The organism is Metabacillus rhizosphaerae, assembly GCF_037201795.1.
GTDB lineage: Bacteria > Bacillota > Bacilli > Bacillales > Bacillaceae > Metabacillus > Metabacillus rhizosphaerae.
The window spans coordinates 510,959-533,518 of sequence record NZ_CP147403.1 but is presented as its reverse complement, the minus strand read 5'-3'; the positions used below and the strand labels follow the sequence as shown (position 1 = coordinate 533,518).

The 22,560-nt window shown below is 37.5% G+C and carries 26 protein-coding genes and 2 pseudogenes; 27 read left to right on the top strand and 1 reads right to left on the bottom strand.

The window, feature by feature from the left end; genetic code table 11:
- The first annotated feature begins 30 nt into the window (after nt 1-30).
- From rplO to rpsI, 17 genes and pseudogenes are all read left to right on the top strand, one after another.
- Nucleotides 31-471: a 50S ribosomal protein L15 gene (gene rplO, locus WCV66_RS02690; protein WP_066330408.1), complete on the top strand. Its 441-nt coding sequence runs from the start codon at nt 31-33 to the stop codon at nt 469-471.
- Nucleotides 471-1,766 (top strand): preprotein translocase subunit SecY, encoded by a 1,296-nt coding sequence (gene secY, locus WCV66_RS02685; RefSeq protein ID WP_066330407.1) that lies wholly within the window; start codon nt 471-473, stop codon nt 1,764-1,766. The genes rplO and secY overlap by 1 nt, the downstream gene beginning before the upstream one ends.
- Nucleotides 1,767-1,825: 59 nt before the next feature.
- Nucleotides 1,826-2,488: an adenylate kinase gene (locus WCV66_RS02680; protein ID WP_066330406.1), complete on the top strand. Its 663-nt coding sequence runs from the start codon at nt 1,826-1,828 to the stop codon at nt 2,486-2,488.
- Nucleotides 2,475-3,221: a type I methionyl aminopeptidase gene (gene map / locus WCV66_RS02675; protein ID WP_338787858.1), complete on the top strand. Its 747-nt coding sequence runs from the start codon at nt 2,475-2,477 to the stop codon at nt 3,219-3,221. Before WCV66_RS02680 ends, map begins: the two co-directional genes overlap by 14 nt.
- Nucleotides 3,222-3,382: 161 nt before the next feature.
- Nucleotides 3,383-3,552: pseudogene (locus tag WCV66_RS26775) on the top strand (RNA-binding protein); the annotation flags it as partial.
- Nucleotides 3,530-3,748, top strand: coding sequence for a translation initiation factor IF-1 (gene infA / locus WCV66_RS02670; protein ID WP_010191517.1), 219 nt, complete (start codon nt 3,530-3,532; stop codon nt 3,746-3,748). The pseudogene WCV66_RS26775 and the gene infA, both read left to right, overlap by 23 nt.
- A 36-nt stretch (nt 3,749-3,784) precedes the next feature.
- The gene (rpmJ, locus tag WCV66_RS02665; protein ID WP_003156543.1) at nt 3,785-3,898 is read left to right on the top strand and encodes a 50S ribosomal protein L36; all 114 of its coding nucleotides are present in this window, start codon (nt 3,785-3,787) and stop codon (nt 3,896-3,898) included.
- Between the two features lie 22 nt (nt 3,899-3,920).
- Nucleotides 3,921-4,286: a 30S ribosomal protein S13 gene (rpsM, locus tag WCV66_RS02660; protein WP_066330404.1), complete on the top strand. Its 366-nt coding sequence runs from the start codon at nt 3,921-3,923 to the stop codon at nt 4,284-4,286.
- A gap of 21 nt (nt 4,287-4,307) precedes the next feature.
- Entirely contained in the window at nt 4,308-4,697 is a 390-nt protein-coding gene (gene rpsK / locus WCV66_RS02655) for a 30S ribosomal protein S11 (protein WP_066330403.1), read from the top strand.
- Nucleotides 4,698-4,877: 180 nt separating this feature from the next.
- Nucleotides 4,878-5,822 (top strand): DNA-directed RNA polymerase subunit alpha, encoded by a 945-nt coding sequence (locus WCV66_RS02650; protein WP_066330402.1) that lies wholly within the window; start codon nt 4,878-4,880, stop codon nt 5,820-5,822.
- Between the two features lie 118 nt (nt 5,823-5,940).
- Nucleotides 5,941-6,336 carry a 50S ribosomal protein L17 gene (gene rplQ / locus WCV66_RS02645; RefSeq protein WP_066330401.1) on the top strand — a complete coding sequence of 132 codons (396 nt, stop codon included), beginning with the start codon at nt 5,941-5,943 and terminating at the stop codon, nt 6,334-6,336.
- Nucleotides 6,337-6,582: 246 nt separating this feature from the next.
- The gene (locus WCV66_RS02640; RefSeq protein WP_066330400.1) at nt 6,583-7,422 is read left to right on the top strand and encodes an energy-coupling factor ABC transporter ATP-binding protein; all 840 of its coding nucleotides are present in this window, start codon (nt 6,583-6,585) and stop codon (nt 7,420-7,422) included.
- Nucleotides 7,398-8,264, top strand: a complete 867-nt coding sequence (locus tag WCV66_RS02635) for an energy-coupling factor ABC transporter ATP-binding protein (protein ID WP_066330399.1) — start codon at nt 7,398-7,400, stop codon at nt 8,262-8,264. The genes WCV66_RS02640 and WCV66_RS02635 overlap by 25 nt, the downstream gene beginning before the upstream one ends.
- Nucleotides 8,261-9,058, top strand: a complete 798-nt coding sequence (locus WCV66_RS02630; protein WP_066330398.1) for an energy-coupling factor transporter transmembrane component T family protein — start codon at nt 8,261-8,263, stop codon at nt 9,056-9,058. Before WCV66_RS02635 ends, WCV66_RS02630 begins: the two co-directional genes overlap by 4 nt.
- A gap of 9 nt (nt 9,059-9,067) precedes the next feature.
- Entirely contained in the window at nt 9,068-9,808 is a 741-nt protein-coding gene (truA, locus tag WCV66_RS02625) for a tRNA pseudouridine(38-40) synthase TruA (RefSeq protein ID WP_338787856.1), read from the top strand.
- Between the two features lie 153 nt (nt 9,809-9,961).
- Entirely contained in the window at nt 9,962-10,399 is a 438-nt protein-coding gene (gene rplM / locus WCV66_RS02620; protein WP_066330396.1) for a 50S ribosomal protein L13, read from the top strand.
- Nucleotides 10,400-10,419: 20 nt separating this feature from the next.
- Nucleotides 10,420-10,812, top strand: coding sequence for a 30S ribosomal protein S9 (gene rpsI / locus WCV66_RS02615; RefSeq protein ID WP_066330395.1), 393 nt, complete (start codon nt 10,420-10,422; stop codon nt 10,810-10,812).
- A gap of 76 nt (nt 10,813-10,888) precedes the next feature.
- On the opposite strand, the gene WCV66_RS02610 is transcribed toward rpsI, so the two are convergent.
- The gene (locus tag WCV66_RS02610; protein WP_338787855.1) at nt 10,889-11,059 is read right to left on the bottom strand and encodes a tyrosine-type recombinase/integrase; all 171 of its coding nucleotides are present in this window, start codon (nt 11,057-11,059) and stop codon (nt 10,889-10,891) included.
- A gap of 1,627 nt (nt 11,060-12,686) precedes the next feature.
- Here WCV66_RS02610 and WCV66_RS02605 point away from each other — a divergent pair.
- The 10 genes and pseudogenes from WCV66_RS02605 (at nt 12,687) to WCV66_RS02565 (ending at nt 22,371) form a co-directional block, all read left to right on the top strand.
- Nucleotides 12,687-13,394, top strand: coding sequence for a hypothetical protein (locus WCV66_RS02605; protein ID WP_338787854.1), 708 nt, complete (start codon nt 12,687-12,689; stop codon nt 13,392-13,394).
- A gap of 333 nt (nt 13,395-13,727) precedes the next feature.
- The gene (locus tag WCV66_RS02600) at nt 13,728-14,162 is read left to right on the top strand and encodes a hypothetical protein (protein WP_338787853.1); all 435 of its coding nucleotides are present in this window, start codon (nt 13,728-13,730) and stop codon (nt 14,160-14,162) included.
- Nucleotides 14,163-14,354: 192 nt separating this feature from the next.
- Nucleotides 14,355-14,399: pseudogene (locus WCV66_RS26770) on the top strand (hypothetical protein); the annotation flags it as partial.
- A gap of 204 nt (nt 14,400-14,603) precedes the next feature.
- Nucleotides 14,604-16,226: a nickel ABC transporter substrate-binding protein gene (nikA, locus tag WCV66_RS02595; protein WP_338787852.1), complete on the top strand. Its 1,623-nt coding sequence runs from the start codon at nt 14,604-14,606 to the stop codon at nt 16,224-16,226.
- 16 nt (nt 16,227-16,242) lie between these two features.
- Nucleotides 16,243-17,187 (top strand): nickel ABC transporter permease subunit NikB, encoded by a 945-nt coding sequence (nikB, locus tag WCV66_RS02590; protein WP_338787851.1) that lies wholly within the window; start codon nt 16,243-16,245, stop codon nt 17,185-17,187.
- Nucleotides 17,184-18,017, top strand: a complete 834-nt coding sequence (gene nikC / locus WCV66_RS02585; RefSeq protein ID WP_338787850.1) for a nickel ABC transporter permease subunit NikC — start codon at nt 17,184-17,186, stop codon at nt 18,015-18,017. The genes nikB and nikC overlap by 4 nt, the downstream gene beginning before the upstream one ends.
- 15 nt (nt 18,018-18,032) lie before the next feature.
- On the top strand, nt 18,033-18,860 hold the full coding sequence (nikD, locus tag WCV66_RS02580) for a nickel import ATP-binding protein NikD (protein WP_338787849.1): 828 nt from the start codon (nt 18,033-18,035) through the stop codon (nt 18,858-18,860).
- Between the two features lie 32 nt (nt 18,861-18,892).
- Nucleotides 18,893-19,714 (top strand): nickel import ATP-binding protein NikE, encoded by an 822-nt coding sequence (gene nikE, locus WCV66_RS02575; RefSeq protein WP_066330384.1) that lies wholly within the window; start codon nt 18,893-18,895, stop codon nt 19,712-19,714.
- A 97-nt stretch (nt 19,715-19,811) separates the two neighbouring features.
- Nucleotides 19,812-21,128, top strand: a complete 1,317-nt coding sequence (locus tag WCV66_RS02570; RefSeq protein ID WP_338787848.1) for an MATE family efflux transporter — start codon at nt 19,812-19,814, stop codon at nt 21,126-21,128.
- A gap of 196 nt (nt 21,129-21,324) precedes the next feature.
- Nucleotides 21,325-22,371, top strand: a complete 1,047-nt coding sequence (locus WCV66_RS02565) for an NAD-dependent epimerase/dehydratase family protein (protein ID WP_338787847.1) — start codon at nt 21,325-21,327, stop codon at nt 22,369-22,371.
- The last annotated feature ends 189 nt before the right edge of the window (nt 22,372-22,560 follow it).

Here is a 22,560-nt window from a genome sequence, read left to right as displayed (position 1 = left end):
AGTAACAAAAATTAATAAGGAGGTGTCCCGATGAAACTTCATGAGTTGAAACCAGCAGAAGGTTCACGTAAAACACGTAATCGTGTTGGTCGTGGTACTGGTTCTGGTAACGGTAAAACAGCTGGTAAAGGTCATAAAGGACAAAACGCTCGTTCTGGTGGTGGAGTTCGTCCTGGATTCGAAGGTGGTCAAACTCCTTTGTTCCAACGCTTACCTAAACGCGGTTTTACGAACATTAACCGCAAGGACTTTGCTATTGTAAACCTTGAGACGCTTAACCGCTTTGAAGAAGGCACTGAGGTTACTCCAGAATTATTGCTTGAAACAGGTATTGTTAGCAATGTAAAATCTGGTGTAAAAATTCTTGGTAATGGTCAATTAGAGAAAAAACTTACTGTAAAAGCTAACAAATTCTCTGCTTCTGCTAAAGAAGCTATTGAATCTGCTGGCGGTTCAGTTGAGGTGATCTAATGTTAAAAACAATCTCCAATTTTATGCGCGTGGGTGATATTAGAAGTAAGATCATATTCACCCTTTTAATGTTAGTGGTATTTCGTATTGGTACGTTCATTCCTGTGCCAAATGTCAATGCAGATGTTCTTCAAGCACAGGATGAGCTTAATGTATTCGGAATCTTAAACACATTCGGTGGCGGTGCATTGTATAATTTTTCAATCTTAGCGATGGGGATTATGCCATATATCACTGCTTCGATCATCATTCAGCTCCTGCAGATGGATGTTGTTCCGAAGTTCACTGAATGGTCAAAACAAGGTGATGTTGGGCGTCGTAAGCTCGCTCAATTTACAAGATACTTTACGATAATATTAGGTTTCATCCAGGCGTTAGGTATGTCCTATGGTTTTAATACACAGTCAGGTGGATTATTAATTGAGAATCCTGGCATCGGAACATACTTGCTAATTGCGATTGTATTAACAGCTGGTACAGCATTTTTAATGTGGTTAGGAGAACAAATCACTTCTAAAGGTGTAGGAAATGGTATTTCCATTATCATCTTTGCTGGGATCGTTGCAGGAATTCCCTCAACAATTAATCAAATCTATGCACAACAATTTGAAGATGCGGGTGACCAACTATTTATTAGAATAGTCACAGTCGTCATTCTTTTATTGGCAATATTAGCAGTTGTGGTTGGAGTTATCTTCATTCAACAAGCACTTCGTAAGATACCAATTCAATACGCTAAGCGTTCTGGGAATAATAACAATATGGCTGGTGGTCAATCGACTCATCTTCCATTGAAAGTTAATCCCGCTGGCGTTATCCCTGTTATCTTTGCGGTGTCATTCATCATTACACCACCAACGATTGCAGCATTTTTTGGCCCTAATGATGTGACTGATTGGATCCAGAAAACATTTGATTACACACAGCCTATTGGGATGATTATCTATATAGCATTAATTATTGCTTTCGCATACTTCTATACATTTGTTCAAGTTAACCCGGAACAAATGGCAGAAAACTTGAAGAAGCAAGGCGGCTATATACCTGGTATTCGTCCAGGTAAGAGTACGCAGGAATATGTTACAAAGGTATTATATCGTCTAACTTTTGTCGGTTCTCTTTTCTTAGCAGCTATAGCTGTTCTTCCTGTTTTCTTCATTAAGTTTGCTGATCTTCCTCAATCTGCTCAGATTGGTGGAACAAGTTTGTTGATTGTTGTTGGGGTTGCCCTTGAGACAATGAAACAGCTTGAAAGTCAGTTAGTGAAACGTCATTATAAAGGCTTTATTAAGTAATGAGGTTATGGGAAACACTTCCCATTCCCTCAAAATAGAGACTGAGGGGGGGAATACAAATGAATTTAGTATTGATGGGCCTTCCAGGTGCTGGTAAGGGTACTCAGGCTGAACGTATTGTCGAAAAATACGACATCCCTCATATCTCAACAGGAGATATGTTCAGAGCTGCTATGAAAGAAGAAACAGAACTAGGTTTACAAGCTAAGTCATTTATTGACAAAGGTGAACTTGTACCAGATGAAGTGACCATAGGTATTGTTCGTGAACGTTTGGGAAAGAATGATTGCCAAAATGGGTTCCTTTTAGATGGTTTTCCTAGAACTGTTGCTCAAGCAGATGCGCTTGAGGGTATTCTAGCAGAACTAAGCAAACAGATTGATTATGTAGTCAACATTGAAGTAAATAAAAATATCCTTATGGAGCGCTTAACGGGTCGTCGTATTTGCAAAGACTGTGGAGCAACTTATCACTTAATATTCAATCCGCCTGGATCTCAAGGTGAATGTGATAAATGTGGTGGAGAGCTTTACCAACGTGCAGACGATAACGAAGAAACGGTTGCAAATCGTTTAGAAGTTAACCTTAAGCAAACTGAGCCATTATTAAACTTTTATAACGATAAAGGCTATTTAAGAAATATTAATGGTGAACAGGATATAGATAAAGTTTTTGTTGACGTTAATCAGCTGCTTGGAGGATTAGTGCATGATCATTTGTAAGACTCAGCGTGAACTTGAGATTATGCGAGAAGCTGGTCGAATTGTTGCTTTAACACACCAAGAGCTGCAAAAATTTATAAAACCTGGTATCTCTACAAAAGAATTGGATGCAATTGCCGAAAAGTATATTCTCGGATGTGATGCAATTCCATCTTTTAAAGGGTATAATGGTTTCCGCGGGAGCATTTGTGCTTCTGTTAATGAAGAGCTCGTTCATGGAATACCTGGTAATCGTGTATTGCGTGAAGGAGATATAATTAGCATCGATATTGGTGCTAAATACAATGGTTATCATGGTGATTCTGCTTGGACCTATGCTGTAGGTACAATTTCTGATGAAACTCAGCAACTTTTAGATGTTACTGAGAAGTCTTTATATATAGGACTTAAAGAAGCTAAACCAGGTGAAAGACTTTCAAACATTTCTCATGCAATTCAAACTTATGTTGAAGAACATGATTTTTCTGTTGTTAGAGAATATGTCGGTCATGGTGTTGGGCAAGAATTACATGAAGATCCGCAAATTCCCCATTATGGTCCACCTAATAAAGGTCCAAGGCTTAAGCCTGGGATGGTATTAGCTATTGAACCAATGGTAAATGCGGGTACCCGTTATGTTAAAACATTGGCAGATGATTGGACGGTCGTTACAGTTGATGGCAAGATGTGTGCTCATTTTGAACATACAGTTGCTATTACTGAAAATGGCTATGAAATCCTAACAAAAGCCTAACCAGAAGGTGACATTGCTTGAACGAACCTAATTCGATTCCATGCATATGTCAATTTGTCTTAATTTAGTCAAGTACTATATGCCATATTGATTGGAATTTTCGGATGTCATTTCGTTTAAAATGCTTATGGAGAGAAGTGATAATTTGACTCTCCAAGTAGAAGAATGTTCATCATCTAGAATTCTTTACCTGAGTATCTCCGGAAGTTCAGAACAGTATAGTGGAAACAGGTCGTGTGACAAATGGAAGTTCAACATTAAGTTTGTCAATGAGCAAGTTACTGATTTTGAGAAGGGAGAACAGTTCGATGGCGAAAGACGATGTAATTGAAGTAGAAGGCACTGTCATTGAAACATTGCCAAATGCAATGTTCAAGGTAGAACTTGAGAACGGTCATACGGTATTAGCGCATGTTTCTGGAAAGATTCGCATGCATTTCATTCGTATTTTACCTGGAGACAAAGTAACGGTAGAATTATCTCCATATGATTTAACTCGTGGAAGAATTACGTACCGTTTTAAATAATTTAGCACTCCGTACTACTAAGGAGGTATTAAGATCATGAAAGTCAGACCATCTGTTAAACCGATTTGTGAAAAGTGTAAAGTCATTCGCAGAAAAGGCAAAGTCATGGTTATTTGTGAGAATCCTAAACATAAGCAAAAACAAGGTTAATCTATAAGGAGGTGCAAGCTTAATGGCTCGTATTGCAGGTGTTGATATTCCTCGTGACAAACGTGTTGTCATTTCATTAACATATATCTTCGGTATCGGACGTCCAACTGCTGAGAAAGTTCTAGCACAAGCTGGAGTTTCTGAAGATACTCGTGTACGTGATTTAACGGAAGAAGAGTTAGGAAAAATTCGTGATGTAATCGATAAGCTTAAAGTTGAAGGAGATCTTCGTCGTGAAATCTCTTTAAACATTAAACGTCTAATCGAGATCGGTTCATTCCGCGGTCTTCGTCACCGTCGTGGCTTACCAGTTCGTGGACAAAACACGAAAAATAATGCTCGTACGCGTAAAGGACCACGTCGTACTGTTGCAAACAAGAAAAAATAATGTAAAGGAGGTTAACCAGTAATGGCACGTAAAACGAACACTCGTAAACGTCGTGTGAAAAAGAATATTGAGAGTGGAATCGCTCATATTCGTTCAACTTTCAATAACACGATTGTTACTATTACAGACACTCATGGTAATGCAATTTCATGGTCTAGTGCTGGTGCGTTAGGTTTTAGAGGTTCTCGTAAATCTACTCCTTTCGCTGCACAAATGGCTGCAGAAACAGCAGCAAAAGCATCACAGGAGCATGGTTTAAAAACACTAGAAGTTACAGTTAAAGGACCAGGTGCAGGACGTGAAGCAGCAATTCGCTCACTTCAAGCTGCAGGTTTAGAAGTAACTGCTATTAGAGATGTTACACCAGTTCCACATAATGGATGCCGTCCGCCAAAACGTCGTCGTGTGTAAATTTTCTGTATAGATTTTGTATCTCTGTCTATAATGGGTTATGATACAGTATATAAGTTCTAGCAGAATCACTTTGTTGTTGTGCACATTCGGGAACTTTTGAATGGGGAATTTCGGTTAGACGTTTTATCAAATTTCTAGTCTAGCCGGGGTTTCGACGTTTTGAAGGAGGGTTTATAGATGATAGAAATTGAAAAACCAAAAATCGAAACGGTTGAAATCAACGATGATACCAAATATGGTAAATTCGTCGTCGAGCCACTTGAGCGTGGATATGGTACTACTTTGGGTAACTCCTTACGTCGTATCCTCTTATCCTCACTCCCTGGTGCCGCTGTAACATCGATCCAAATAGATGGCGTACTTCATGAGTTTTCAACGATCGAAGGTGTTGTTGAAGATGTTACTTCGATTATCTTAAACATTAAAAAGCTTGCTCTTAAAATCTATTCAGATGAAGAAAAGACGCTTGAGATTGATGTTCAAGGCGAAGGAAGTGTAACAGCTTCTGACATTACTCATGATAGTGATGTAGAAATTCTAAATCCAGAACTTCATATTGCAACTCTTGCATCAGATGCTAGCTTTAGAATGAGACTAACAGCTAAGCGTGGACGTGGTTATACTCCAGCTGATTCAAACAAAAGAGAGGATCAACCAATTGGAGTTATTCCAATTGATTCAATCTTCACACCAGTTGCACGTGTTTCCTACCAGGTAGAGAAAACACGCGTTGGTCAAATTGCTAACTATGATAAGCTGACACTTGATGTTTGGACAGATGGCAGTACTGGACCGAAAGAAGCAATTGCTTTAGGTTCAAAGATTCTCACAGAACACTTAAATATTTTTGTTGGGCTTACTGATGAAGCTCAAAATGCAGAAATTATGGTGGAAAAAGAAGAGGATCAAAAAGAAAAAGTTCTTGAGATGACGATTGAAGAACTAGACTTGTCTGTTCGTTCTTACAACTGTTTAAAACGTGCTGGTATTAATACAGTACAAGAGCTTGCTCATAAAACAGAAGAAGATATGATGAAGGTTCGTAATCTAGGTCGTAAATCTCTTGAAGAAGTTAAGGCAAAATTAGAAGAACTAGGTTTAGGTCTTCGAAAAGACGACTGACGACTAGTTAGAAAATTAACTAGCGTTTTCGTATGTTTCAATAGATCATTTGTTTCTATCACGTTATATTAACATGTTCTAAAAAACATACATTATACAACGAAGGAGGGGACATCACATGTCATACAGAAAATTAGGTCGTACTAGTGCTCAACGTAAAGCTATGCTACGTGACTTAACAACTGATTTAATTATCAGTGAGCGCATCGAAACAACTGAAGCTCGTGCGAAAGAATTACGTTCTACTGTTGAAAAGATGATTACATTAGGAAAGCGCGGAGACCTTCATGCTCGCCGTCAAGCTGCTTCTTATGTACGTAACGAAGTGGCAGAGGTTGTAACTACTACAACTGAAGAAGGTAAAGAGAAGGAAAAACCAAAATATGCTTTAGAAAAGCTTTTCAGTGATATTGCTCCACGATACGAAGATCGTCAAGGCGGTTACACTCGTATCATGAAACTTGGACCTCGCCGCGGTGACGGTGCACCAATGGTTATCATTGAATTAGTTTAATATTACTTTTTTACTACAAGGGCGTGACAGTTGCAAAACTGGATCAATGCCCTTTTTTTATAGGATTAGAATTACATTCTAATTCATAGTTTCAGTGCTTAGCTTAAGCGCCTAGCTCTTTAGGACGCGTGAATAGGAGTGGGGGAAACATGCCGCGAATCTTCTATTCACGTCGTCTATTTTGATAGAGGCTGAGTAAGGCGCTTGCACTTATATTAGTATGAAAGAGTTTAGGGGAGACGAGCAATGAGTCAAACAATCATAGATGTAGAAAATGTAACCTTCCATTATCATCAGGAAGCTGCTCCTGCCCTAGAAAATGTTTCGCTTAATGTTAAACAGGGTGAGTGGCTTGCTATTGTTGGGCATAATGGTTCTGGTAAATCTACTTTAGCACGTATTTTAAACGGGCTATATATACCTGATAAGGGTAAGGTTAAAGTCTGTGGGATTGAACTATCTGATAAAACGATTTGGGACATTAGAAATCATGTTGGCATGGTTTTTCAAAATCCAGATAATCAGTTTGTTGGTGCAACCGTTAAGGACGATGTTGCCTTTGGTCTGGAGAATAATGGTGTACCACGAGATGAGATGGTTAATAGAATTGAGTGGTCTACTAAGCAGGTGAAAATGGACGCTTTTCTTGAGAATGAACCACATCATCTTTCAGGGGGGCAAAAACAACGTGTAGCGATTGCCGGGGTAATTGCTGTTCAACCTGACATCATCATTTTAGATGAAGCAACATCTATGTTAGACCCACTTGGTAGAAGTGAAGTTATACAAACAGTACGTGAGTTAAATAATCAGGGAGATCTAACTGTTATATCAATTACACATGACTTAGAAGAAGCATCAAAAGCTGATAGAATGATTGTGATGAATGGTGGACACAAGTTCGCAGAAGGTACACCTGAAGAGGTTTTTATGCTTGATGATAAGCTTGTAGAGATTGGTCTAGATTTACCTTTCCCTTTTCAGTTAAGCAAGAAATTAAGAGCGGCAGGAGTTCCTATTCAAAACAACCATTTAACTGAGGAAGGTCTGGTGAATGAGCTTTGGACATTACAATCAAAAACTTAGAATATCGTTATCAGGCTCGAACACCATTTGAAAGACTTGCTCTCTATGATGTAAATCTATCGGTTAAGAAGGGAACGTATTTATCGATCATTGGACATACTGGTTCTGGTAAGTCAACGATTCTTCAGCATTTGAATGGACTATTAAAGCCTACAAAGGGATCAATTCAAATTGGAGAACACATTATTGAGGCGGGAAAAAAACAAAAGCATCTAAAGGTAGTAAGGAACCTTGTTGGGATTGTTTTTCAGTTTCCTGAGCATCAGCTTTTTGAAGAAACAGTTGAAAAGGATATTGCGTTTGGCCCGATGAATTTTGGCGTAAGTGAAGAAGCTGCAATCATAAAAGCACGACAGACTTTAGAAATTGTTGGATTACCAGAATCAATTCTGCAAAAATCACCCTTTGATTTAAGTGGTGGTCAAATGAGAAGGGTTGCGATTGCCGGTGTATTGGCAATGGGTCCTGAAGTTCTTGTCTTAGATGAGCCAACTGCAGGTCTGGACCCTAGAGGTAGAAAAGAGATTATGGACCTATTCTATCGATTGCAAAAGGAGCAAAATCTAACGATTATCCTTGTTACCCATAGTATGGAGGATGCGGCTAAATATTCCGATGAGATCATTGTTATGCATAAGGGAACAATTGAAATGCACGGTACTCCAAAAGAAATATTTAGTAAAGCAGATAAGTTGTCAGCTCTAGGGCTGGATTTACCTGAAACAGTTAAACTTCAACGTCAATTAATCGATAGGGGTTTATCATTTAACGAGATTCCATTAACAATTGATGATACTGTTGCTCAGATAAAAGCTTTAATGGGTGAGGTGAACCCATTATGATGGATAGTATTATTATAGGGAAATATGTTCCTGGTCAATCGCTTATTCATAGGATGGATCCACGATCAAAATTAATGATGATTTTTGTGTTCGTTTTTATTGTATTTTTGGCGAATAATCTTTTAACTTACTTTGTACTCGGAATATTCACATTGGTTATAGTGGCACTCACAAAATTACCAGTGAGTTTTCTACTAAAAGGTCTTAAGCCTGTATTATGGATCATTTTATTTACGTTTATTCTTCATCTTTTTGTTACAAAGGAAGGAGAAATCCTATTAGATTTAGGTTTTTTTCGTATTTATGAAGAAGGACTAAAACAAGGGATTTATATTTCACTACGGTTTTTATATTTGATTTTAATGACAACAATATTAACACTAACAACCACACCAATAGAAATTACTGATGGAATGGAAAGCTTGTTGGCTCCACTTAAAAAACTAGGGTTGCCAGTACACGAGCTTGCATTAATGATGTCAATTTCATTACGTTTTATACCGACATTGATGGAAGAAACAGATAAGATATTAAAGGCACAGATGGCACGTGGCGTAGACTTCACTAGCGGTCCCGTTAAAGACCGTTTGAAGGCTGTTGTACCTTTACTAGTTCCTCTCTTTATAAGTGCATTTAAACGGGCTGAGGAGCTTGCTACAGCAATGGAAGCTAGAGGATATAAGGGTGGAGAAGGCAGAACTAAGCTGAGGCAGTTAAAATGGGGCATTCTAGACACTTCAGTAATATCGTTACTAGTCGCTTTAGGATTAGTATTAATTTATTTACGGACATAGGAGCAGAAGATGAGAGTAAAATGTATTGTTTCTTATGACGGCACACATTTTAGTGGATATCAGGTCCAACCAAACAAAAGAACGGTTCAAGGCGAAATTGAAGAAGCTTTACTAAAGCTCCATAAAGGACAACCTATAAAAGTTCATGCATCGGGAAGAACCGATGCAGGAGTTCATGCTCATGGACAAGTATTTCATTTTGATACCTGTTTAAACATCCCTGAGGAAAAGTGGCCATATGCTTTGAATAGCTTACTTCCTGAGGATGTTGTGATAATAGAAGCTAGCTATGTAAATCCAGATTTCCATGCGCGTTTTAATGCGACTGCTAAGGAATATCGCTTTCGTATTAATCAACAAAAGGTGAAGGATGTCTTTAAGAGAAATTATAGCTTCCATTACCAGTATAAGCTTGATTTGAGCGCGATTAGACAAGCTTGTGACCATTTATGTGGGACACATGATTTTACAAGCTTCTGTGTGGCAAAAACCGAGGTAGACGATAAAGTAAGAACGATCTACTCAATTGAGATTATTGAAGATGATTCAGAAATTATTTTTAGTTTTATTGGTAGTGGTTTTTTGTATAATATGGTACGAATCCTAGTTGGGACATTGCTAGATGTAGGGCAAGGTTATACAGATCCCAATAGTATTCCTGTAATAATTGAGGGGCGTAACAGGAGCTTAAGCGGTAAAACTGTCCCTGGTCATGGATTATATTTATGGAAAGTTCATTATGACAACTAAACCAGGTGTAACATTTTCTTGACATTATGCTCTTTAAGTTATATCATATCTAATGGTATGTATTTCAACCCCACGAATAAGCCCCGGAAACTTATCGTGTTATGAAATAGAAGTAAGAACCAATATATTTTAATTTACTAGGAGGGAATAAACATGCGTACAACGTTTATGGCAAACGCTGGAACTATCGAACGTAAATGGTACGTAGTGGATGCTGAAGGCAAGACTTTAGGTCGTCTTTCAAGTGAAATTGCATCTATCTTACGTGGTAAGCATAAACCAACATATACACCACATGTTGATACAGGAGATCATGTGATCATTATCAACGCTGAGAAAATTGAATTAACAGGTAAAAAATTAACAGATAAAATTTACTACCGTCATAGTCAATTTCCTGGTGGTTTAAAATCAAGAACTGCATTGGAAATGCGTACGAACTACCCTGAAAAAATGCTTGAATTAGCAATCAAGGGAATGCTTCCAAAAGGATCTTTAGGACGTCAAATGGCTAAAAAATTACATGTATATGCTGGTAGTGAGCATCAACATCAAGCACAACAACCTGAAGTTTACGAACTTCGCGGATAATTATAAAGGAGGTTATTAATTTGGCACAGGTTCAATATTACGGTACTGGCCGTCGTAAAAGCTCAGTAGCTCGTGTACGTTTAGTACCAGGCGAAGGTCGTATCGTTGTAAATAATCGTGAAATTAAAGATTATATCCCATCAGCTGCATTAATCGAAGATATTAAGCAACCATTAAACTTAACTGAAACTGTAGGTAACTACGATGTACTTGTTAACGTTTCAGGCGGTGGAACTACAGGTCAAGCTGGCGCTATCCGTCATGGTATTTCTCGTGCTTTATTAGAAGCAGATCCAGAATACCGTGCAACTCTTAAACGTGCAGGTCTATTAACTCGTGACGCTCGTATGAAAGAACGTAAAAAATACGGTCTTAAAGGCGCTCGTCGTGCACCTCAGTTCTCAAAACGTTAATTATCAACTTTTCAAAGGCTCTCAAGCTTTTTGCTTGGGGGTCTTTTTTATGCCCAAAAAGTGCATTTGACCACTATCACAGGTCAATGTACCTTTGAAATTTTTCCGCTGTCTGTTCCTTTAAGTGGTCAGTAACATGTGTATATATATTGATGGTTTTTTGTATATCTGAGTGACCTAAACGTTCTTGAACTTCTTTTATACTTGCTCCTGCTACAAATAATAATGAAGCATGGATATGTCGCAAACCATGAATTGTGATTCTATTTAGATTATATTTTTTATGACAATATCCAGTTTTTCATTTAGGTAAGCCAATCGGAGAGACGAACCATCATCACGAGTAAAAACTATTTTATTATTAACTGATGTATTATCATTAGCGCTAAACCCTTACATTTGCCGTACACGCTATTTTTTAAGTGAAGATAGGGTTTTATATCATCTAAACTTATTAAACGCCTAGAATCCTTCGTTTTGGTCGTTTGAAGTATAAACTCACCCTTATTATGGGAAAGTGTTTTTGTAAATTGGATAGATCCCGCTATCTATATCATCCCACGTAAGAGCTAGTACTTCGCCATTGCGTGCACTCGTATAAATTAAAAGGTGGAATAATATTTGATCACGAAATGACAATTAAAGTTATGTAATTGCTAAGAATCGCTTTATCTCATCCTTTTTCCAGTAATTTCGTTCTTCCGCTTCATTCTCTTCATTAATTAGCTCTTGATAAAATGGGAGTTGAGAACTTTGATCAAAAACAAGCGTCATCCTTAATAGAATTGGTTAAGAAGAGGGAGAGCGGCTTTTTTTGTGTATTGTATGACTGAGCGATATAACTTGAGAATTCATCATAAAATCATCATATTAAATAGAAAAGGAGGTCCGATATGCGATATGATATACAACCAAATAAATGAGTTTTCTCTTCCAAGGAAGTGACAGAAGAAGTGGGGATTGCAGAACCCACTGTTCGAAAGTATGGCAAAATCTAAGAGAGAAATGTAAATGGTTTTTTATAAGATGGGCGATATGCTTATCTTTGTTCAATCCGACATCGAAGCGCTTGTAGCGTTATGCGATACGGACAAGCCCCTAGGCAATACAGTTAAAGACCTTGTGTATCAACAAAAAGTAAGATTAGATGGAACCAATGAAACAGAGATAGCGATACACGATACGCGATACATATGAAAATTTACCCCATAATCCCAATCCATTAATAAAGCTCTTAACGTTTTTAGCTAATGAACTCGCAGCCACATGAAATAAATACCCAACTGACTTTCAGCTTAAAACATAGTTTTCCCGGCTCCAGCAAGATCATCATGTGAAAAGTGTTTCGTATCGCGGGGCGATATAACTTGAAAAATAATCAAGAAACCTTCGTATATAATAGAAAACGAGATCCGTTATACGAAATGATATACAATTAAATGAACGAGCTTTCTCTTCTAAGGAAGTGGTTGAAGTAGTGGGGATTGCAACACAAATTGTTCGAAAGTATGGCCAAATCTAAGAGAGAAATGGATATAAGTTTTTAAAAGATGGCGATATGGGTATCTTTGTTCAATCCGACATCGAAGCGTTTATAGCGTTACGCGATACGGACAAGCCCCTAGACGATACAAGACGATACAGCTAAAGACCTTGTGTATCAACAAAAAGAAAGATAGACGGATCCAGTGAAACAGAGATTGCGATATCCGATACATATGACAATTTAACCTGACAGACGGTGTGGCACAGCTTAAAACAACGTTTTCTCCGCTTTAGAAGATCATCATGTTATAAGTGTTTCGTATCGCAGGGTGATATAACTTGCGAATTTATCAAAAAACCTTCATATTTAATAGAAAAGGAGGTCCGATATGCGAAATGATATTCAATCAAATGAACGAGCTTTCTCTTCCAAGGAAGTGGCAGAAGAAGTGGGGATTGCAACACCAACTGTTCGAAAGTATGGCCAAATCTTAGAGAGAAATGGATATGAGTTTTTAAAAGATGGCGATAGGCGTATCTTTGTTCAATCCGACATCCAGGCACTTATAGCGTTACGCGATACGGACAAGCCCCTAGACGATACAGCTAAAGACCTTGTGTATCAACAAAAAGAAAGATTAGAAGGATCCAATGAAACAGAGATTGCGATATCCGATACATATGACAATTTACCTCAGGATCCCAATCAATTAAAAGAGTTTTTAACGTTTTTATCCAATGAACTCGCAGCCACACGTGAAATGAATGTCCAACTGACAAACGGTATATCTGAGCTTAAAACAACGGTTTCCCGGCTCCAGCAAGATCATCATGTTATAAGTTCTAGTATTGGAAATTCATCGCAAAAAACTCATGCTAAAATTGAAAAATTAACTGAACAACAAAAGATCCATTACGAAACATTGCTGCAACAAGAAAAACAAAAAAGTGAATTCTTACAAAAAGAAATACAAAATATGCGGGATGAACAGAAAAAAGAATGGCGTTCACAAAATGATTTTAATAATCGTTTAGAAGAAGCAATACAAAAACCTAAAGGGAATTGGGGTGGGCTTTTCTCCATATTCCGTAAATAAGGTGCCTATTTAAGGCTCTTTTTTTTGTTTAATTGTGTTTTGAATTTCAGTCTTTAACGTTTTTTTATAAGAAGAGGAGATCCCCACATAAGATACATTATTAATTAGAATTATATATCAATTAAAACAAATGATTTTAAGGTGTTATTTGATTTGCTCCTTAGTATTGTATTAGTAATACTAATAGAAATTAAATAGTGTGGTAGACATGTGGAAAGTATTAGAAGATAAATGAAGACATTCTTATTTACTAGGGAGAATTTGAAGTAGTGTTAGATGCACATAAAAGTAAAATGACAGGTGTTTTATACATTTTAAGGGAAGTGATAGAAAATGCTTTATACATGGAATATTGAGAAAATCATTAAAGATACATTAGATAAGCACAATTTAAATATTAACTATGAATTTAATAATAATCTCACGGTACCTATGAGTTATAACGTATCGACAAATACTATAAAATTTAATTATCTTCAAGTTAACGGTTATATCAGTAAAATTAGAATTAAAGAGACAGATGAAAACTTTGTTAAAATTCTTCTTTATCATGTGATTGGTTATTACTTAGATTTTAAGAAAAACAAACATGATATAAGGACTCTAATGTATGGTGACGAAGAAGAAATAGAAAAGCTTAAATCTAAAATAGAAACGAATGCTTGGGATTACGGGAGAACATTGATCCCTGAGCCACTGTTAAAGTCATATGATAAAGTACGTGAATTAGATAAAGCTCTAATAAAGAATAGATTAACGAATATTTAATAATAATTTATACCTTTTGGGGTAGCGTCATGAAATATATATTGCCTGTCAGCATATGATTTTTGAATACTCTTTGATGCATTTTAATGAAATCAATTGAAATTGAAAAAGTATTAAATCCTTATTAATAAAGGATTTTGATGTTTCGTTAAATGGGTTGAAAACACATCGAAAAAAGAATGTAAAAAATACGGTCTTAAAGGCGCTCGTCGTGCACCTCAGTTCTCAAAACATTAATATTACGTTCAAGGCTCTCAGACCTTTTGGTTTGGGGTCATTTTTATTTATACTTATATCCTTCAACGCTTGCTAAGGTTTATAGTATTCGAAGCTGAATAGTATAAAATAATTTTCAAAAACTTCCGACATTGTATTGACAGCATCATGCAATCTCATTACAATTGAAAATGATTATCATTAGCAACCTGGAGGAAAGACATTATGTTTAATGAAAGAAATAGCCGCAAAACTTTACTTATAACTGTACTTATTTTATTATTATCAACACTATTATTTGGTTGTACAAATGCCAGTAATGTCTCAGATCCAAAAGGCGATCAGGACAACATGCTAACGATGGCTTGGCCGAGAGATGTAGGAGAAATGAATCCCCATGTTTATAATCCTTCACAATTATTTGCACAGTCGATGGTTTATGAACCGTTAGTAAGCTACCAAGATGGAGGGGAGCTAAAACCGCATCTAGCTGAGTCGTGGGATATTTCAGACGACGGTAAGGAATATACCTTTCATCTACGTCAAGATGTGAAATTTTCCGACGGGACAAGCTTTAATGCAGAAATTGTGAAAAAGAATTTTGATACTATTTTAAATAATGTTGAACTACATAGTTGGTTAGGTTTTATTTCGAAAATAGATCAAACAGATGTAATCGACGAAAATACGTTTAAACTCACATTAACTGAACCATATTATCCAACGATTCAGGAGTTAGCAGTTGTTCGACCAGTTCGCTTCTTAGGTGAAGCTGGATTTCCTGAAGATGGTGATACTTCAAAAGGTGTTGTTGAACCAGTCGGTACAGGTCCATGGATTTTAGAAGAGCATAAAGTTGATGAATATGCTATTTACAAACGCAATGAAAATTATTGGGGTGAGCTTCCCAAAGCAGAGAAAATAAAAGTGAAAATCATTCCTGATGCAGAAACAAGGGTACTTGCTTTTGAAAAAGGTGAACTAGACCTTATTTATGGAGAAGGTGTTATAAGCTTAGATGCTTTCAAACAGTTGGAGTCTACGGGAGATTATGAAACGAGCATTTCAGAACCAGTTGCAACAAGACAGCTAGTCATCAATTCAACGAAAGAACAGCTTTCCGATGAACGGGTACGTCAAGCGTTACATTATGGTTTTAATAAAGAAGCACTTGTTGAAGGAATTACATCTGGTTATGAGGAAAAAGCAGATTATATTTTACCCACAAACCTCCCTTACACGAAAGGTAATGATGCTAAGGTCATTGATTATGAAGTAGAAAAGGCGAAATCGTTATTAGATGAAGCAGGATGGACGCTTCCTAAAGGAAAAGCGGTTCGTGAAAAAGATGGACAGTCTCTTGAAGTCGATTTAATGTATGATTCAGCAGAATCGATTCAAAAAACAATGGCAGAAACGCTTCAAGCTGAGTGGGGAGCCATTGGTGTGAAATTAAACATTGTTGGAGTTGAATTAACGGAGCAAATTCAGCGCTTTAAAGATAATAAATTTGATATTAATTTCTTTAGTAACTATGGAGCTCCTTATGATCCTCATACGTTCTTAAACATTGTTTTGTCAGAAGGATTTGGATTTAATGAGGCAATATCAGCATATCCGAACAAAGCCGAATTACTTAAACAAATCGCAGAGGTTCCAAAAACGACAGATGAGGAAAAACGCCAACAGCTTTACTCGTCGATCTTAACATCAATCCAAGATCAGGGAGCAATTATTCCGATCTCTTATGTTAAGAAAACAGCCATTTATCAGAAGGATGTTACTAATTTTACTTTCCCTGCTAATCGTGACGAACATCCATTCACGGGAATTAGCATTGAGCAGTAAGTAGCAGGAGGTTTTTATGGGCACCTATATTTTCAAACGAATGATATCGATTATTCCGGTTTTTCTCTTAGCTACACTTCTTACAACTGGAATGATTCACCTTTCACCGGTAGACCCGGCTGAGGCCTACTTAGCAGCCGCCCATATTCAACCGACCGATGAAATTTTGGAACAAAAAAGACAGGAGTTTGGTTTAGATCAACCATTTATCAACCAATATGTAAGCTCAATTATGAAGATATGCCAACTTGATTTTGGCATATCTTATCTTTCGAATAAGCCAGTTTTGGATGAGGTTATGACGAGAATACCAGCTACCTTCCAGCTTGCTTTAGGAAGTATCGTTATAGCTGTACTAGTGAGTATCCCGCTAGGCTTCCTTGCTGGAGTAAAGAAAAATAGCCTAATCGACCATTTTAGCCGGATTCTCTCGTTTTTAGGGGCATCGATTCCTTCCTTTTGGCTCGGTTATCTTTTAATTTTTTTCTTTTCTGTTAAACTGGACCTTTTTCCAGTAGAAGGAATTGGGACATGGCAGCATCTTGTTCTGCCTTCTGTTACACTGGCACTGCCTTTAATTTCCATCTATACAAGATTATTATGTGCAAGTGTTCTTGATAATTTGCAACAGCCATATGTGCTATTTGCCAGGACAAGAGGAATTAACGAAATAACGATTATGGCCAAGCATGTCTTACGGATTGCTATTTCCCCGATGATTACTGGACTTGGGATGAATCTTGGAAAATTACTGACTGGAACCATCATCGTTGAAGCTGTTTTTTCTTGGCCAGGGTTTGGTCGTTATTTTATTGAAGCAATATTTAATCGTGATATTCCGGTCATTCAATGCTATGTGCTGATTGCAGCCACCTTATTTATTATAAGTAACTTACTTGTTGATTTAATTCAAATGTATATTGACCCGCGTATTTCCAGGAAAGAAGGGCACCGGCAATGATCATAAGCATACCTAAGATATTCAGAAATCAAAAAGTCATTCCGATATGTACGATTATATTAAGTATTCTTGTGATCATTGCGATCTTTGCGCCATGGATTGCACCAAATGATCCAATTGCGGTCAACTTAGCTTATAAACTTCAGCCGCCATCTTGGGCTTATCCGTTAGGAACAGATCATTTAGGAAGATGTAACCTTTCACGGATTTTATATGGGGCACGCCTTTCTTTAGGCTTCGCGATGCTTATCTTCATTACATCCATCCTTATTGGTTTACTTGTTGGCACCTTTTCAGGGTACAAGGGCGGCATTGTTGATCAAGTTTTAATGCGGTTTTGCGATGGTGTCATGGCTTTCCCAAGTCTTATCCTTATTCTTGGACTTGTTGGTATATTTGGACCTGGACTTACGCAAGTAATTATCGCGTTAATGCTTGTGCAATGGGTCTACTACGCAAGAATGTTCCGAGGAATGGTTCTTAGTCTGAAAGAACAAAACTTTATTGCAGCTGCGAAAATAAGCGGTTCTTCTCAATGGAAGATTATTAAAAATCATATTGTTCCAAATGTACTCCCTCCCCTTGTCGTCATGGGTACATTAGAAATGGGCTGGGCGATTATGGATATATCTGCGATGTCGTTTCTAGGATTAGGAGTGCAACCCCCTACACCTGAATGGGGAGCAATGATTCATGAAGGAAAATCGTATATTCGGACAAATCCAGAATTAATGCTTTATCCTGGATTGATCATTATGCTCGTTATTATAACATTCAATTTATTGGGCGAAGCGTTATCAGAACGTTATGGTGTCAAACGTCGATTTTAAGAGGGAATGAGAATATTGGGAACAGAACAGTCGAATGTGCTTCAAGTTAAAGATTTACATGTAAAGATAAAAGCAAAAAATGGTACTACCACACTCGTTCAAAATATAAATTTTGAGCTAAAGCGTGGGAGGGTACTAGGTCTTGTTGGAGAAAGTGGATGCGGTAAAACCGTTACAAGTATGTCGATTCTTCAGCTTCTTGATCGGAAAACGACAACGATTGAGGGTAGTATTGTATTACAAGGACGTGAATTGAACGATTTAGACGATAAAGAAATGCGTAAGATCCGTGGCAAGGATATTGCCTTTATCATGCAAAATCCGATGAATGCTTTTACACCTGTTTTTACTATAGGTCATCAATTTATTGAAACTATTCGCTCACATACACCTTATAATAAAAAACAAGCAACAGAGCTTGCTGTTGAGGCGATGAATCATGTGAACTTACCAGATCCTGTTAAACTTTTAAAATACTATCCCTTTCAATTGAGTGGGGGTATGCTTCAGCGGGTGATGATCGCTATGGCAGCATGCTTACATCCAGCTGTTATTATTGCGGATGAACCAACAACCGCACTTGATGTAAATAATCAGAAGAAAGTGCTGCGCCACTTAGATAAAATTCGCTCTGAATATGATTCAGCCATTTTATTAATATCCCATGATCTCGGCGTTATTTCTGAAATGGCAGATGAAGTAGCCGTTATGCAGAATGGCAGAATTGTAGAAAAAGCGGATGTGTTTCAGCTATTTGATGAGCCACAGCATGAATATACGAAAAAACTTTTAAATGCACGCTCAAGATTACATTTAGAGGATTCTATTATTCATTTTGCTTGAAATTATGATTAGCCTTTAAAAGGAGTGAATAAATGAGTTTATTACAAGTAAATGAAGTAACTCATAGCTACGGGTCCCGATCGTTTTTCAACTGGAAAGACCGTTCTAAAAAAGTACTTTCAGGTATCTCACTCTCTATTGAGGAAGGGGTATGTTTAGGATTGCTTGGTACGAGTGGAGCTGGTAAAAGTACATTAGGAAAAGTGATTCTTGGTTTGGAACGACCACAAAAGGGACAAATTCTTTTTCAAGGGCACGATATTTATACTGCAGATAAGCATGTTCGTCAAAAAATCCGTCGGGATCTTCAAGCTGTTTTTCAAGATTCATACTCATCAGTCAATCCCCGCATGACTGCCGAACGTATTATTGCTGAGCCTTTAGAAAACTATGAAAGGCTGACAGTAGCTGAACAAAAACGCACCATTGTTGAATTATTGGAAAGGGTCGGATTGAGTGAAGAAGACTTAAAAAAATACCCGCATCAATTTAGTGGCGGGCAATTGCAGAGGATCAATATTGCAAGAGCGATTTCCCTCAAACCAAAGCTGATAGTCCTAGATGAGTCAGTTAGTAGTCTAGATATGGTTAACCAAACACTTATTTTAGAATTACTAGGGGAGCTAAAAGCAGACTTCGGACTTTCTTATTTCTTTATTACACATGATATTAAAGCTGCCTATTCGATTAGTGATACAATGGGTGTACTAGAAAAAGGAAAATTAGTCGAGCTTTACGATTCAAAAAATCAGTTCTTTACTTCAGAACACCCTGTAGTAAAAGAGATGAGAGGGTCCATGCTTGCTGAGCATCCACGTTTTCGTTCAATTAGAACAAGGGTTAGTCATATTTAATATAAAAGTTTTTATATTTATTCGAATGCCTCGATTTCATTCACATAATCGGGGCTTTTGTATTTATTTCTTAAAACTTTAGAAGGAGGATAGTCGGATGAATCATCGTGCGTACCTTGCTTTGGCGATCCCATTAACGATCTCAACTATGACGACGCCTTTATTAGGTGCTGTCGATACAGCCGTTGTCGGGCAACTTCCTGATCCAGCATATATTGGAGGTGTTGCAGTTGGAACCCTTATTTTTAATACGTTGTATTGGGTATTCGGTTTTTTACGGGTTAGTACATCTGCTTTTGCCGCACAAGCTAACGGAGCAAGTGATCCGGCTCAAGGAGTACTTGCATTATCTCGTCCATTTTTAATAGCTGTAATCGTAGGTATTTGTTTTATTCTCTTACAATGGCCGATTGAATACGCTGCTCTTACAATGATTGCCCCTGATTCGGATGTGAGTAGATTTGCCGTTGAATATTTTCGAATTCGAATTTGGGGAGCCCCCTTCACATTAATGAACTACGTTATTCTTGGCTGGTTAATGGGGATGGCTAAGATTAAAGAATCTTTATTTTTACAAGTGTTCATGAATGTTTTGAATATGAGTTTGGCCATACTTTTTGTCCATGTCTTCTCTTTTGCAGTAAAAGGGGTTGCTACGGCCACATTGATTGCTGAAATTACAGCCTTCATATTAGGTTTATTTATTGTTTTTAAAGCATCACCTTTTAAATGGAAAATACCATCCATTCAAACACTTATAGATACCCAGTCTATGAAAAAGATGGTTAACGTTAACAAGGATTTGTTTATTCGAACAATTTGTTTATTAGTCGTTATTAATATGTTTACAGCAAAAGGTGCTTCGTTTGGAACTGAATTTCTAGCGGCAAATGCTGTATTATTTCAAATCCATTACATAATGGCTTATTTCTTCGATGGATTTGCCAACGCCTCAAGTATTCTTGTTGGCAAAGCGGTAGGATCAAATGACAAAAAATCATATAAAAAAATACTTAGTTTATCAAGGCAATGGTCAGTGATAACGGCTTTTATTATAGCTAGCATATATGGATTACTTCAAGAACAAATTATTGAGCTTTTTACAAACCTTCCTAGCGTGATCGAACTTTCAACAAAGTATGGAGTATGGCTCATCATCTATCCTTTTGCTGCTTGTTTTGGGCTTGTCATTTACGGTGTTTTTACAGGAGCAACTGAAATTGCCCCTGTACGAAACTCTATGATTTACGCAATGATTATCTATATCATTATACAAATTACAGTAACTCCCATCTGGCATAATCATGGCCTATGGCTTGCCTTCATCATCTATACGATTGGGCGATCCGGCTTCCTAGTCTTGTATACTCCTAGATTAAATAAAAAGTTATGGCATCTAAAGGAAGGAGTTTGAAAATTATAGAATGAAAAAAATAATGTAATGAAAGGATTGTCTCATATAGGACAGTCCTTTTCGTTTTGTTCAGCTATCGGGCGCCTTTAATAAAAGGTATAAATTTTTCATACTCCCCGTAACTTTTTACATAGGAAAAACGTTCTTTAAAAGAAAGGTATTTTGCAGGCTATTAAATTGAATGGGGGAAACGATTATGAAGGTCCTGATATTAGGAGGTACTCGTTTTTTGGGAAGAGCTTTGGTAGAAGAAGCATTGAAAAGAGAACACGAAATCACTTTATTTAATCGCGGCACCAATATAGAGACGTTTCCTGATATGGAGCAGCTTATCGGCAATAGAGACAGTGATGTATCACAGCTGGAAAACCGGAAATGGGATGTTGTAATGGATACATGCGGATTTGCTCCTCATCAAATCAAAAAAATTGCTGCTGTACTCGGGGATAATATTGAACATTATACATATATCTCCAGCATCTCTGTTTATAAAGATTGGATTCCGCCCAATATTACCGAAGACTATCATTTACAATCCATGCTGCCTGATAATAAATTGAAAGACGTTGAGGAGGGGGAAATTTCTCCATACGAGTATTACGGAGCTTTGAAAGTACTTTGTGAAGCAGAGGCGGAGAAGCATTGGCCAGGGCATGTTTTGCATATAAGAGCTGGGCAGCTTGTCGGCCCTTTTGACTATACGGATCGGCTCCCGTATTGGGTACAGCGTGTAGCACAAGGTGAAAAGGTATTGGTTCCAGGACGACCTGATCGTCCAGTTCAATTGATTGACGTAAAAGATGTAGCAACATGGGTATTCGATATGGCAGAAAACAGAAAAATAGGGACGTTCAATGTAACAGGACCGGATGATGAATTGACGATGGAAGAGCTATTGAACGCATGTAACGCTGTCACAAACGGTGATGCCGAATTTGTATGGGCAGATGAACAATTTATATTGGATCATAACATACAGCCATGGACGGAAATGCCTTTATGGATTCCTGAACACTTCCCATTAGAAGGAGAAACAGAGCCATGGGAAGGAGCTTCTTTCATTAGTGTAGAAAAAGCTGTTAACGCGGGTCTTTCCTTCCGACCGCTTAAAGACACTATTCAAGATGTATATCAATGGGAGAAAACCAGACAGGATTCAGAACGAAAAACGGGGATATCAAGGGAAAGAGAGAAGGAGCTGCTAGAGACTTGGTTCCAAAAAGAGAAAAAGGAGACATTGTAAAGGGGGGATTACCCCATACCTCATTCTCAAAACGTTAATTACTGGAGTTTCAAAGTCCTGAAAATGTAAATTATATTACGTTTATGCTCTCAAACTTTTTGTTTGAGGGCATTTTTATGAACAAAATGGCTTTTAAATATACTGGTCATTAAGGAAGGTCACAAGAAGCCCTACACATTATCAAGGAAT

What these genes read in the sequence shown, in the direction of transcription:
- rpmJ (WP_003156543.1), top strand. Translation starts at nt 3,785, where the DNA reads ATGAAAGTCAGACCATCTGTTAAACCGATTTGTGAAAAGTGTAAAGTC.
- rplM (WP_066330396.1), top strand. Translation starts at nt 9,962, where the DNA reads ATGCGTACAACGTTTATGGCAAACGCTGGAACTATCGAACGTAAATGG.
- rpsK (WP_066330403.1), top strand. Translation starts at nt 4,308, where the DNA reads ATGGCACGTAAAACGAACACTCGTAAACGTCGTGTGAAAAAGAATATT.
- nikE (WP_066330384.1), top strand. Translation starts at nt 18,893, where the DNA reads ATGAGTTTATTACAAGTAAATGAAGTAACTCATAGCTACGGGTCCCGA.
- rplO (WP_066330408.1), top strand. Translation starts at nt 31, where the DNA reads ATGAAACTTCATGAGTTGAAACCAGCAGAAGGTTCACGTAAAACACGT.
- infA (WP_010191517.1), top strand. Translation starts at nt 3,530, where the DNA reads ATGGCGAAAGACGATGTAATTGAAGTAGAAGGCACTGTCATTGAAACA.
- WCV66_RS02650 (WP_066330402.1), top strand. Translation starts at nt 4,878, where the DNA reads ATGATAGAAATTGAAAAACCAAAAATCGAAACGGTTGAAATCAACGAT.
- nikC (WP_338787850.1), top strand. Translation starts at nt 17,184, where the DNA reads ATGATCATAAGCATACCTAAGATATTCAGAAATCAAAAAGTCATTCCG.
- WCV66_RS02600 (WP_338787853.1), top strand. Translation starts at nt 13,728, where the DNA reads ATGCTTTATACATGGAATATTGAGAAAATCATTAAAGATACATTAGAT.
- WCV66_RS02680 (WP_066330406.1), top strand. Translation starts at nt 1,826, where the DNA reads ATGAATTTAGTATTGATGGGCCTTCCAGGTGCTGGTAAGGGTACTCAG.
- WCV66_RS02640 (WP_066330400.1), top strand. Translation starts at nt 6,583, where the DNA reads ATGAGTCAAACAATCATAGATGTAGAAAATGTAACCTTCCATTATCAT.
- nikB (WP_338787851.1), top strand. Translation starts at nt 16,243, where the DNA reads ATGGGCACCTATATTTTCAAACGAATGATATCGATTATTCCGGTTTTT.
- map (WP_338787858.1), top strand. Translation starts at nt 2,475, where the DNA reads ATGATCATTTGTAAGACTCAGCGTGAACTTGAGATTATGCGAGAAGCT.
- WCV66_RS02630 (WP_066330398.1), top strand. Translation starts at nt 8,261, where the DNA reads ATGATGGATAGTATTATTATAGGGAAATATGTTCCTGGTCAATCGCTT.
- secY (WP_066330407.1), top strand. Translation starts at nt 471, where the DNA reads ATGTTAAAAACAATCTCCAATTTTATGCGCGTGGGTGATATTAGAAGT.
- WCV66_RS02570 (WP_338787848.1), top strand. Translation starts at nt 19,812, where the DNA reads ATGAATCATCGTGCGTACCTTGCTTTGGCGATCCCATTAACGATCTCA.
- WCV66_RS02605 (WP_338787854.1), top strand. Translation starts at nt 12,687, where the DNA reads ATGCGAAATGATATTCAATCAAATGAACGAGCTTTCTCTTCCAAGGAA.
- rplQ (WP_066330401.1), top strand. Translation starts at nt 5,941, where the DNA reads ATGTCATACAGAAAATTAGGTCGTACTAGTGCTCAACGTAAAGCTATG.
- rpsM (WP_066330404.1), top strand. Translation starts at nt 3,921, where the DNA reads ATGGCTCGTATTGCAGGTGTTGATATTCCTCGTGACAAACGTGTTGTC.
- truA (WP_338787856.1), top strand. Translation starts at nt 9,068, where the DNA reads ATGAGAGTAAAATGTATTGTTTCTTATGACGGCACACATTTTAGTGGA.
- WCV66_RS02565 (WP_338787847.1), top strand. Translation starts at nt 21,325, where the DNA reads ATGAAGGTCCTGATATTAGGAGGTACTCGTTTTTTGGGAAGAGCTTTG.
- nikA (WP_338787852.1), top strand. Translation starts at nt 14,604, where the DNA reads ATGTTTAATGAAAGAAATAGCCGCAAAACTTTACTTATAACTGTACTT.